Origin of the sequence: Streptomyces sp. R41 (genome assembly GCF_041053055.1) — a bacterium.
Taxonomy (GTDB): domain Bacteria; phylum Actinomycetota; class Actinomycetes; order Streptomycetales; family Streptomycetaceae; genus Streptomyces.
This window is the reverse complement of sequence record NZ_CP163443.1, coordinates 6,907,421-6,918,054: the sequence shown is the minus strand read 5'-3', so window position 1 is coordinate 6,918,054 and position 10,634 is coordinate 6,907,421. Positions and strand designations below refer to the sequence as shown.

The 10,634-nt window shown below is 70.6% G+C and carries 10 protein-coding genes; 5 read left to right on the top strand and 5 right to left on the bottom strand.

Translation table 11 applies throughout. From position 1 onward, the window contains the following. Positions 1-4: 4 nt before the first annotated feature. From AB5J53_RS31700 to AB5J53_RS31685, 4 genes are all read right to left on the bottom strand, one after another. Positions 5-1,723 (bottom strand): ABC transporter substrate-binding protein, encoded by a 1,719-nt coding sequence (locus AB5J53_RS31700; protein WP_369249034.1) that lies wholly within the window; start codon positions 1,721-1,723, stop codon positions 5-7. Between the two features lie 192 nt (positions 1,724-1,915). Further along, positions 1,916-2,008: an Ms4533A family Cys-rich leader peptide gene (locus AB5J53_RS31695; protein ID WP_324608112.1), complete on the bottom strand. Its 93-nt coding sequence runs from the start codon at positions 2,006-2,008 to the stop codon at positions 1,916-1,918. A gap of 56 nt (positions 2,009-2,064) precedes the next feature. Next, entirely contained in the window at positions 2,065-3,756 is a 1,692-nt protein-coding gene (locus AB5J53_RS31690) for a DUF3152 domain-containing protein (protein ID WP_369252597.1), read from the bottom strand. After that, entirely contained in the window at positions 3,753-4,742 is a 990-nt protein-coding gene (locus AB5J53_RS31685; protein ID WP_369249033.1) for an alpha/beta fold hydrolase, read from the bottom strand. Before AB5J53_RS31685 ends, AB5J53_RS31690 begins: the two co-directional genes overlap by 4 nt. 157 nt (positions 4,743-4,899) lie before the next feature. Between AB5J53_RS31685 and AB5J53_RS31680 the strand changes: the two genes are divergently transcribed. The 4 genes from AB5J53_RS31680 to AB5J53_RS31665 all read left to right on the top strand — a co-directional run bounded on the left by AB5J53_RS31680 (position 4,900) and on the right by AB5J53_RS31665 (position 6,918). Continuing rightward, positions 4,900-5,118: a hypothetical protein gene (locus AB5J53_RS31680; RefSeq protein WP_369249032.1), complete on the top strand. Its 219-nt coding sequence runs from the start codon at positions 4,900-4,902 to the stop codon at positions 5,116-5,118. Positions 5,119-5,351: 233 nt separating this feature from the next. Further along, entirely contained in the window at positions 5,352-5,993 is a 642-nt protein-coding gene (locus AB5J53_RS31675) for a TetR/AcrR family transcriptional regulator (protein WP_028801994.1), read from the top strand. Between the two features lie 135 nt (positions 5,994-6,128). Then, entirely contained in the window at positions 6,129-6,356 is a 228-nt protein-coding gene (locus AB5J53_RS31670; protein WP_095852722.1) for a DUF3107 domain-containing protein, read from the top strand. A gap of 292 nt (positions 6,357-6,648) precedes the next feature. Beyond that, the gene (locus tag AB5J53_RS31665) at positions 6,649-6,918 is read left to right on the top strand and encodes a hypothetical protein (RefSeq protein WP_369249031.1); all 270 of its coding nucleotides are present in this window, start codon (positions 6,649-6,651) and stop codon (positions 6,916-6,918) included. Between the two features lie 63 nt (positions 6,919-6,981). On the opposite strand, the gene AB5J53_RS31660 is transcribed toward AB5J53_RS31665, so the two are convergent. Next, positions 6,982-7,743: a ferritin-like fold-containing protein gene (locus tag AB5J53_RS31660; protein WP_369249030.1), complete on the bottom strand. Its 762-nt coding sequence runs from the start codon at positions 7,741-7,743 to the stop codon at positions 6,982-6,984. A 471-nt stretch (positions 7,744-8,214) separates the two neighbouring features. Here AB5J53_RS31660 and AB5J53_RS31655 point away from each other — a divergent pair, with 471 nt between their 5' ends. Further along, the gene (locus AB5J53_RS31655; protein ID WP_369249029.1) at positions 8,215-10,539 is read left to right on the top strand and encodes a DEAD/DEAH box helicase; all 2,325 of its coding nucleotides are present in this window, start codon (positions 8,215-8,217) and stop codon (positions 10,537-10,539) included. Positions 10,540-10,634 lie beyond the last annotated feature (95 nt).

Genomic DNA, 10,634 nt, shown 5'->3' with positions numbered 1-10,634 from the left:
GGTGCTACTTCACCGCGACCTGGGAGATGTCCAGAACGCCGGTCCAGTCGCTGATCACGATGTTCTTGACGGCGCTTCCGTACAGCCGCTTGTAGACGGGGTGGAACAGCGGGACGGTCAGGGCCTGCTCGCCGATCTTCTTGTCCAGTGCACCCCAGCGCTTGGCGGCCTCGTCAAGATTCGTCAACTTGTTGATCGCGTCAATCTCGTCATTGACCGACTTGTCATCGAGGAAGCCGGTGTTGAAGTTGGCGCCGTCCTTGACGATCTGCCGGCCGTCGAAGATCGGGGCCAGGAAGGGGCCGCCCGAGGGCCAGTCGGCACCCCAGTGGGCGAGGAAGAAGCCCGGCTCGGTCTTGACGCTGTGGATCTTGTCCTTGTAGTCGTTGATCTCCAGGCCCTGGAGCTTGACGGTGATCCCGGCCTTCTTCAGGGCGTCCTGGATGGCGGTCGCGATCTCCGGGCTGGTCTCGAAGTCCTTGTCGTTGGAGTGCGTGAGCGTGATGGTGAGCCCGTTCTTGTAACCGGCCTCCTTCAGCAGCTCCTTGGCCTTGGCCGGGTTGCCGGACTTGCCCGCCGGGAAGAGGTCGTACGGCGTGTAGCCGAAGGACTTCTGGTTGGGCAGGTACGTCGTCGCGGGCTCGGCGAGCGACGAGCCGCCCGCCGCGTTGATCACCGACGTACGGTCGATGGCGTACGAGATCGCCTGGCGCACCTTGGGGTTGTTGAACGGCTTCACCTTCGGGTTGAAGGCGATGTAGTTGGTGTAGCCGAAGTGTCCGGTGCCGACGCGCGAAGCAAGCTCCTTGTCACCCGTCACCTTGGCGAGCTCGGCCGGGCCGAGGTTGGTGTCCGTCGTGACAGCGGTGGCGTCCGCACCCTGAGACGCGGACAGCCGCTGGTTGATCACGGACGAGTCCAGACCCGACCGTACGTCGATCTTGTCCGGGTAGGCCTTGCGCTCGGCGTCGGTCGACGCGGACCAGTACGTGTTGCGTTCCAGGGTCAGCCGCTCGCCGTCGTTCTCGTTCTTGACGACCTTGTAGGGACCCGACGAGATCGGGTGCTCCTCGTACTTGGTGCCGTTGTCCTTGGCCTTCGGCACGGGCGCGAACTGCGTCTGCGTGGCCAGGTACGGAAACTCGCCCTCGGGCTTGTTGAGGCGGAAGACGATGGTCAGGTCGTCCGGCGTCTCGATCGAGTCGAGGCCCTTCTTGTCCTTGTACGGGCCCTGGTAGTCGGCGCCGCCGATCAGCCAGTCCCTCAAGTAGGGGGCACCACCGGAGAGTTCGGCGGCGAAGGAGCGCTCGATGCCGTACTTGATGTCGGCGGAGGTGATCGGCGTGCCGTCCTCGTACTTGAGGCCCTTCTTCAGGGTGTACGTCCACACGGTCGCGTTCTTGCTCGGGCGGCCGGTGTCCGTGGCGAGGTCGGGGACGACCTCGGCGCCGGCGGCCCCGCTCTCGCGGTTGCGCGTGGTGAGCGTACGGAAGACGAGGGACGGGACGTTTCCGCCGCCGGAGGTGTAGAGCCGCGCGGGGTCGAAGTCCTCCTGCGGGTTGGCGTTCAGGACGGTGAGCGTGCCGCCCTTCTGCGGCTTGGCGTCGCCACCGGAGCTCTTGGCATCGTTGTCCTTCGGCCCGCAGGCGGCGGCGCCCGCTGCCACGACCAGGCTGACGGATGCCGCGGCCACGCGGCGCGCTATGACGGACGGATGACGCATCGGAAGACGACCTCTCGGATGGTGAGACGGATTGACGCAGAGTGAGACGGAAGAGCGCAGAGCTCGCCCAAGGCGTCAGGCGTCGAAATCCGACCGAGAGGGACCGGCAGAGTCCGGGAGAGATCCGCACGCCGGCACACGGCGGCGAACGGACAACACGGGAGAAAGCGACGCACTCGCCAGGGGCGGGCGTCAGCGACAGTGAATGTCGGCCACGCAGAGCGCGGTCACGCCGATCAGCGCCAGCTCAATGGCGGCGCGGGCGGAGACGTGACGAGGCGACATGCGGAGAAATATGAACGAACTTTCGCCGCATGTCAACGTGACCTGTGGGGCCCCTGTCAACTCCCGGGATACGGCCAGGGGTTGGCCCTGCAGTGGATCCCGTCGTGGTCGAGGAACTTGGTCTGCTGCTGCATGACGGGGGCGAGCTCGCCGTCCTTGTCGCAGGTGACGTGGCCGTATCCGAGCCGGTGGCCGACCTCGTGATTGATCAGCATCTGCCGGTACGCGTGCATTTTGTCACCGTAGGTCTTGGACCCCTGGGCCCAGCGATAAGCGTTGATCATGACCCGCTCGGTCGACGCCGAGTCGCACGACACGTTGTCCTCCGTCGTGTCGAGCCCCGACTTGGCGCACCACTTGGCGGTGGTGCCCGGACTCGCCAGCGTGATCACGAAGTCGGGCTTGCCGGAGGAGATCCGCTCGAAGGTGCGGCCGCCGCTGTGGGCCCAACTCCGGTCGTCGTTCAGGGTCTTCTGTACGGCCTGCGCGAAGAGGGCGCCGTCGAGGCCGAGGCCCTGCTCCACGTCGACGCGATAGGTGTACTTGCGGCCCTTGCCCGGCGCCTTGTCGAAGCCGAGGACCGCGTCGAACTTCCCCGACCCCATGAGCGTCGCGCCGAGCGCGTATTTCTTGGCCATCTTCTGGTCGTACGTCAGTGTCGTCGCGCCCGGTGTCCCCGACTGGGTCGGCCGGTCGTCCCCGCGCGAGGCGGGGTCGTGGGTCTCGCGGCCGTTGCCACCGGCGGACCGCGCGCTCGCGCTCGCGTCCTGCCGCCCGGTGGCGACCTGCCCGGCCACGACGACGGCCAGCACGGTGGTGACTGCGGCCGCCGCGATCCCGGTGAACGCCCGCCCCTTGACCGCCTTGCCCTTCGGCGGCTCCTCGACCTCGGGCAGCGGCTTCTCGTCAGCCTCCGCGTCCCGGTCCGTGACGGAGCCGTAGGGGTCGGTGCGGTGCGCCGCCGCGTCGCGGGGCGCGAAGACGTCGACGTCCTCGTCCGCGTCGAGGTCGAAGGCATCGACGTAGGACTGCCGGGGACCCTGCCCGGGCTCCTGGCGCTGACGGGGGATCCGGGGCCCGGGACGGCCGGACGGCACGCCGTACGGAGCGCCCTGCGGCACCCCCGGCGGCACGGCCTGCGGCCCGCCCTGCGGCGCACCGCCACCGAACTCGCCCCAGCCACCGCCGGGTTCACGCTGCTCGGGGTGACCGCCACGCGCGCGGGGGACGCCGTGCGCCGGGGTTCCGTCGGGAAAGCGAGGCACTCCGTGCGCCGGAGTCCCGTCGGGAAAGCGAGGCACTCCATGCGCCGGAGTCCCGTCGGGAAAGCGAGGCACTCCATGCGCCGGAGTTCCGTCCGGGAAACGCGGCACCCCTCGCGCGGGCGTCCCGTCGGCCATGCGCGGGACGCCGTGCGCGGGCGTCCCGTCGGGAAGCCGAGGCACACCGTGCGCCGGGGTGCCGTCCTGAAAGCGAGGCACGCCGTGCGCGGGCGTCCCGTCCGGGAAGCGGGGCACACCCTGTGCCGGAGTTCCGTCCGGCGGGCGCGGCACTCCGCGCGCCGGCATCCCGCCCTGCGGAGGCCGCGGACCCGGCGCGCCCGGAGGCGGAGTCGCCGTACGAGGAGAGGGAGCGGGTCCCGGCGCCGGCGCCCTGGCCGTGTCCTGCGCCGGGACCGCGGGTATCTCGGAGGTATCGGTCTTGCCTGTCCGCCCCCGACGGCTGTGACGTCCCACGCGCCGCCTCAGCTCCCCGCTCCGGCTGCGGACGATGAGGCCAACTCACCGGTGTCCGCGAGGAGTTCATGGAAGGCCGTGGCCACCGTCTCCGGGTACTCCATCATCGCGACGTGCCCCGCCTCCGGCAGGGACAGCAGTCGGGAGTCGCGGAAGGCGCGGGCCGCGCGCTGGGCCATGCGGTAGCCGACGAGCTGGTCGCGACCGCCGTAGATGAGCAGCGTCGGCGCGAGTACGCGCTCGGCCTGGCGCCACAGCCCGTGCTGGCCGCCCAGCGTGTACGCGTTCACCAGCCCGCGCGACGAGCGCGTCATGGCGTCCCAGAAGTACGGGAGGGCGAGCCGCCGCTCCAGCTCCTCGACCGCCTCGCGGAACGCCTCGGGCGTCACGATGCTGGGATCCCCGTAACAGAGCGCCATGACCCCGCGTACGCGCTGCTCGGCACTCCAGTCCCTGGTGAGCCTGGTGAACAGCCGCGCCACGCCCGGCACCGCGAGCAGCGCGGTCGGCCAGGCGGTGCGCTGCGCCCGGATCTCCGGGAGCGCGGGCGAGATCAGCGTGAGCGTACGGACGAGGTCGGGGCGTACGGCCGCGACGCGCGTCGTGACGGCCCCGCCGAGCGAGTTCCCGAAGAGGTGCACGGGCCCGCGCCCGGCCGCGTCGAGATAACGGATGACCGCGCGCGCGTGCCCCGTGACCGAGTAGTTCCCGTCGTCCGGCGGTGGCGAGTCCCCGAAGCCGGGCAGGTCCACGGCCTCACTGTCCACGGTCCCGTCAAGCAGCGGCATCAGCCCCGACCAGTTCTGCGAGGAACCGCCCAGGCCGTGCACGTACAACGCGGGCGGCAGCCCCTCCCGCTCCGGCGGTCTCGAACGGATCGTCAGCGTGATCCCCGGCAGCCCCACCGATCGCAACCGCTCCCCCGCCGCGACCCTGACGGCACCGACCCGCGGTGTGACAGTGGTGGCCAGCACGGGCGGCAGCTCGGTCGAAGACATGCGGCAATGTTACGAGACGATCACGCAGTGGCTCATGTGTTCGCCGTCACAGATCGCGAGCAGATGGCATAGCGCCCCGATCGGGTGTCTCCTAGGCTTCAGACGAGGGCACTCGTACGCATACAGGAGCGCACTCGCCCGCTCGGGAAGAGGAACCATGACAGTCGACCCGACAGACCCCGAGACCTTCAACGACCAGTTCCGGGAAATTCTCGACGCGGAAGCTCCGGAAGCCGCCGCCGCCGAGCAGGTCACCGAGCTGGACCCGTCGGAGGAAGTCGACCCGAAGCCGGTCGGCGACCCCGACAACGCCAACGAGGCGGACCTCGCCGAGCAGGCCAGGGTCGTAGAACTCAACGAGGACGACTACCGGTGATCAACGGGAACGCACACCGTTGATCAACGAGGGCGATCGCCCGCGACGGGACGCCGCTGATCAGGGCAGTCGGGGCGGCGTAGCGCCCATCTCATCGCGTTCGGCAGGCTTTGGGCCACTATCGCCCGCGTCCGGTCCGTGAAATTCTGCGCTCGCACCGCGCACACCAGGGTTACCGAAAAGTACGATGGCCGCGCGGCGCACACCGCATGTGGACAATTTTGGGAGGCGGCGTGACAGCCATCGAGCAGACAGAGGCGGCACGCCCGCGGGGCACTCGCCTGCCGCGCCGTGCCCGACGCAACCAGCTCCTCGGCGCCGCCCAGGAAGTTTTCGTTGCGCAGGGGTATCACTCGGCCGCCATGGACGACATCGCCGAGCGCGCGGGCGTCAGCAAGCCGGTTCTCTATCAGCACTTCCCGGGCAAGCTCGATCTGTACCTCGCCCTGCTGGACCAGCACTGCGAGTCGCTGCTCCAGGCGGTTCGGACCGCGCTCGCGTCCACCACGGACAACAAGCTGCGCGTCCGCGCGACGATGGACGCCTACTTCGCCTACGTCGAGGACGACGGCGGCGCCTTCCGGCTGGTCTTCGAGTCGGACCTGACCAACGAGCCCGCGGTCCGCGAGCGCGTCGACAAGGTGACGCACGAGTGCGCGGAGGCGATCTGCGACGTCATCGCGGAGGACACGGGTCTGTCGCGCGCCGAGTCGATGCTCCTCGCCTCCGGCCTCGGCGGCCTCGCCCAGGTGGTGGCCCGCTCCTGGCTGCACAGCGACCGCAGCGTCCCGCGCGACCAGGCGGTCCAGCTGCTGACCTCGCTGGCCTGGCGGGGCATCGCGGGTTTCCCGCTGCACGGCACGGATCACCACTGACCGCCACTTTGTTCCCATCCACTGTTCGCTCCTGGCGTTCTTGGGCGGAAGGTGTACGTCCCCTCACCGGGCTAATGTGTGCTGCGTACGGCGCGGACACACGCGCACATCACTGACCGTCGGAGGGACAAAGCCGTGGAGGTCAAGATCGGCGTGCAGCACGCGCCCCGCGAGATCGTTCTGGAGAGCGGTCAGACCCCGGAAGAGGTCGAGCGCGCGGTGTCCGAGGCGCTGTCCGGTAAGTCGCAGCTGCTGAGCCTCGTGGACGACCACGGCCGCAAGGTCCTGGTTCCGGCCGACCGCCTGGCGTATGTGGAGCTCGGTGAGCCCACGCAGCGCAAGGTGGGATTCAGCGCGCTGTAGAGCGACAGACGCAGCGAGGGGGCCCGGTGGCACTGCCACCGGGCCCCCTCGGCTTGCACAGCGGGCCCTTCGCTCGCACGGCGGCGCGGCACGCTCGCACGGCGGGGCAGCCCACTCGCACGGCGGCGCGGCCCGCCCGCACGCCGGCGGGGCCCTTCGCTCGCAGCGGGCGGGGCCCTTCGCTCACACAGATGGAGTACAGATGGGCCACAGGGGAGGATTGCATTCCGCACGTCAGGGGTAAGACCGGCTACGACCGATTTGCACCGGCCGTGCGGGAGGGACCCCCACCATGTTCTTGGAAGCGCTCGGCTCCGCGATGCTCGGTCTCGCGCTGGCATGGGCATCTGCGTACCGGCTGCCGCATCGGCTGCCGGCCCGCAGCCTGGTCCTGTCGACCGGAGTGGCCGGAGCCCTGTTCGGTGCCTTCCTGACGCACACCGCGCTGGGCGCCGGCCACTTCCTGGTGATCCTGCTCGGCGCGGCCGCGGTCTCCGCGGCCCTGCTCTCCCTGCTGCTCCGCCCGGAGGAACGCTTTCGCCGCCGCTCGGCGACCGCGTAACCCGTTCCGCAAGGCTCGTAGTAACCCGTTCCGCAAGGCTCGTAAGGGCCCCGAGCCGCGTGCTTAGGCCGCCAGCCCCAGCGCGGCCATCCGCTTCGTGTGCGCCTCGGTGATCCGCGAGAACATCCGGCCGACCTCCGCGAGGTCGAAGCCGTCCGCGACACCGCCCACGAGCATGGTCGACAGGGCGTCACGGTCGGCGACCACGCGCTGCGACTGGGACAGTGCCTCGCCCATCAGACGGCGCGCCCACAGCGCGAGCCGGCCACCCACGCGCGGGTCCGCGTCGATCGCGGCGCGCACCTTCTCGATGGCGAAGCTGGCGTGCCCGGTGTCGTCGAGGACGGCGAGGACGAGCCCGCGCGTGTCGGAGTCGAGCCGCGCGGCGACCTCCCGGTAGAAGTCGCTGGCGATCGAGTCGCCGACGTACGCCTTGACCAGGCCCTCCAGCCAGTCCGAGGGCGCCGTCTGCTTGTGGAAGCCGTCGAGCGCGGCGACGAACGGCTCCATCGCCTGCGTCGGCTCCGCGCCGATCGCCGCGAGCCGGTCCCGCAGCTGCTCGAAGTGGTGGAACTCGGCCGACGCCATCTTCGCCAGCTCCGCCTTGTCGCTCAGCGTCGGCGCCAGCTTGGCGTCCTCGGCGAGCCGCTCGAACGCCGCGAGCTCTCCGTACGCGAGCGCTCCGAGCAGGTCCACGACCGCGGCGCGGTACTGGGGGTCGGCGGAGGCCGTGTCCCAGTCCTGGGCGGCGACTCCGGTGGCCGCGGGAGCCGTGTCGTCGGCGGCCTCGGCGGGTGTGTCAGCGGCGTTGTCAGGCGTCGTCATGAAGCGCACAATAGCCCGCTCACCGCGACAGGGAAGTCCCTGGTCAATCAGTGTGACGACGACTACGTGACCAAATCGGCCATCGCATGTGCGCGATTCCAGGGTATGGTGGTAATGCGCCCGGCGAGTATTCGACGGGCCGCACGAATGAGGATGCCCGGTCGGTGGCCCGATCGGCTCCGACCCGACAGCCCTCCTCGTCCGTACGGCACATTGCGTACTGACGATACGGAGGGACCCTCAGCGGTACGAGCGCTCGAGCGTTGGCAGTGGTCCCATGCCACTCGGCCCGCCCGACAGGCGGCCGACGTCCCCGGCACGGTCCCGACACGACCCCCCGCGCTCGCCTCGCACCGCATACACAGAAGAGGCAGCACCCTGACTACGACTTTCCGCGATCTCGGCATCCTTCCCGAGACGGCCGAGGCCCTTGAGGCCGTCGGCATCATCAACCCGTTCCCCATTCAAGAGATGACGCTCCCCGTTGCCCTGTCCGGCAGCGACGTCATCGGCCAGGCCAAGACCGGCACCGGCAAGACGCTGGGCTTCGGCCTTCCGCTTCTGGAGCGCGTCACCGTCCCCGCGGACGTCGAGGCGGGCCGGGCCCAGCCCGAGCAGCTCACCGACGCCCCGCAGGCCCTCGTCGTCGTCCCGACGCGCGAGCTGTGCACGCAGGTCACCAACGACCTGCTGACCGCTGGCAAGGTCCGCAACGTACGCGTTCTCGCCATTTACGGCGGCCGGGCGTACGAGCCGCAGGTCGAGGCCCTCAAGAAGGGCGTCGACGTCATCGTCGGCACCCCCGGGCGGCTGCTGGACCTCGCGGGCCAGAAGAAGCTCAACCTCAAGCACATCAAGGCGCTCGTCCTCGACGAGGCCGACGAGATGCTCGACCTGGGCTTCCTGCCCGACGTCGAGAAGATCATGAACATGCTGCCGGCCCGCCGTCAGACGATGCTGTTCTCGGCGACCATGCCGGGCGCGGTCATCGGCCTCGCGCGCCGCTACATGTCGCAGCCCACGCACATCCGCGCCACCGCGCCGGACGACGAGGGCGCGACGGTCCGCAACACCGCGCAGTTCGTGTACCGCGCGCACAACATGGACAAGCCCGAGATGGTCGCGCGCATACTGCAGGCCGACGGCCGCGGTCTCGCGATGGTCTTCTGCCGCACCAAGCGGACGGCGGCGGACCTCGCCGACCAGCTGCAGCAGCGCGGCTTCGCCTCCGGCGCGGTCCACGGCGACCTCGGCCAGGGCGCCCGCGAGCAGGCGCTGCGCGCCTTCCGCAACGGCAAGGTCGACGTCCTCGTCTGCACCGACGTCGCCGCGCGCGGAATCGACGTCGAGGGCGTCACGCACGTCATCAACTACCAGTCCCCCGAGGACGAGAAGACGTACCTGCACCGCATCGGCCGTACGGGCCGCGCGGGCGCGTCCGGTACGGCGATCACGCTGGTCGACTGGGACGACATCCCGCGCTGGCAGCTCATCAACAAGGCGCTGGACCTCGGCTTCACCGACCCGCCCGAGACGTACTCCACGTCCCCGCACCTCTTCGAGGAGCTGGGCATCCCGGCCGGCACCAAGGGTGTCCTGCCGCGTTCCGAGCGCACCCGCGCCGGGCTCGCGGCCGAGGAGGTCGAGGACCTCGGCGAGACCGGTGGGCGCGGCCCGCGCGGTCGCGGTGGCCGCGGGGATCGCAATGATCGTGGTGACCGCTCCTCGGCGCCGTCCGCCGAGCGCGAGCGCGCGCCGCGTCGTCGCCGTCGTACGCGCAACGGCGCGGCGCTGGAGGAGACGTCCGCGTCTCCGGTTCCTGAGGCGACGACCGAGTCAGCTTCCGCCGAGGCCAACGAGGCCGTCGAGCCCCGTACGCCGCGGCGTCGTCGCCGTACCCGCGCCGGGGCGGTGTCGGAGGCGGTCGCGTCGGTGACCTCGGTGGACGAGGCCGCGGAGACCGCCGTGGCGACGGCCGAGGGCGTCGTCGACGAGCCGGCCAAGCCGCGCCGTCGTCGGACCCGCAAGACGGCGGAGCCGGTCGAGACGGCGCAGTCCGTGGAGACCGTGGAGACGGCTCCGGCCGTCGCGGTCGAGACCGTCGCTGCGGATGTCGCCGAGACTCCGGCCAAGCCGCGTCGTCGTACTCGCAAGGCCGCGGAGGCTGTTGTCGACACGGTCGAGGCCGTGTCGGAGGCCGCGGAGGCCGTGGCCAAGCCCGTGCGTCGGCGGACTCGCAAGGCCGCGGAGGCTGTTGTCGACACGGTCGAGGCCGTGTCCGAGGTCGCGGCCGAGGCGGAGGCCAAGCCGCGCCGTACGCGCGCCAAGGCCGCCGCTGCCGTGGACACCGCCGAGGCCGTCGAAGCCAAGCCCGTGCGTCGCCGCACCCGCAAGGCCCTCGACGCCGAGATTCCCGCTCAGGCGGCTGCCGAGGACGCCGAGGCCAAGCCTGCGCGTCGCCGCACCCGCAAGGCCGCGGAGACTGCCGTCGAGACCGCTGAGGGTATTGCTGAGGCTCCGGCCAAGGCGCGGCGGACTCGCAAGGCCGCGGTCGCCGTCGACGACGGAGCCGAGGTCGCGGCCGAGGCGGAGGCCAAGCCGCGCCGTACGCGCGCCAAGGCCGCCGCTGCCGTGGACACCGCCGAGGCCGTCGAAGCCAAGCCCGTGCGTCGCCGCACCCGCAAGGCCCTCGACGTCGAGATTCCCGCTCAGGCGGCTGCCGAGGACACCGAGGCCAAGCCTGCGCGTCGCCGCACCCGCAAGGCCGCGGCTGCCGCGGAGTCCACGGAGAGCTGATCCTCTGTTTGATGGCCCGGTCCCGCCTTTCGGTGGGGCCGGGCCATTGGTTTTTCGCCCCCTCCGCCCCTACCCGTCCCGTACCTGGGGGGCTT

Bases quoted from the DNA above. Each gene is read 5' to 3' on its own strand.
- AB5J53_RS31665 (WP_369249031.1), top strand. From the start codon at position 6,649: ATGTTCTTGGAAGCGCTCGGCTCCGCGATGCTCGGTCTCGCGCTGGCA.
- AB5J53_RS31655 (WP_369249029.1), top strand. From the start codon at position 8,215: ATGACGCTCCCCGTTGCCCTGTCCGGCAGCGACGTCATCGGCCAGGCC.
- AB5J53_RS31660 (WP_369249030.1), bottom strand. From the start codon at position 7,743: ATGACGACGCCTGACAACGCCGCTGACACACCCGCCGAGGCCGCCGAC.
- AB5J53_RS31680 (WP_369249032.1), top strand. From the start codon at position 4,900: ATGACAGTCGACCCGACAGACCCCGAGACCTTCAACGACCAGTTCCGG.
- AB5J53_RS31695 (WP_324608112.1), bottom strand. From the start codon at position 2,008: ATGTCGCCTCGTCACGTCTCCGCCCGCGCCGCCATTGAGCTGGCGCTG.
- AB5J53_RS31685 (WP_369249033.1), bottom strand. From the start codon at position 4,742: ATGTCTTCGACCGAGCTGCCGCCCGTGCTGGCCACCACTGTCACACCG.
- AB5J53_RS31700 (WP_369249034.1), bottom strand. From the start codon at position 1,723: ATGCGTCATCCGTCCGTCATAGCGCGCCGCGTGGCCGCGGCATCCGTC.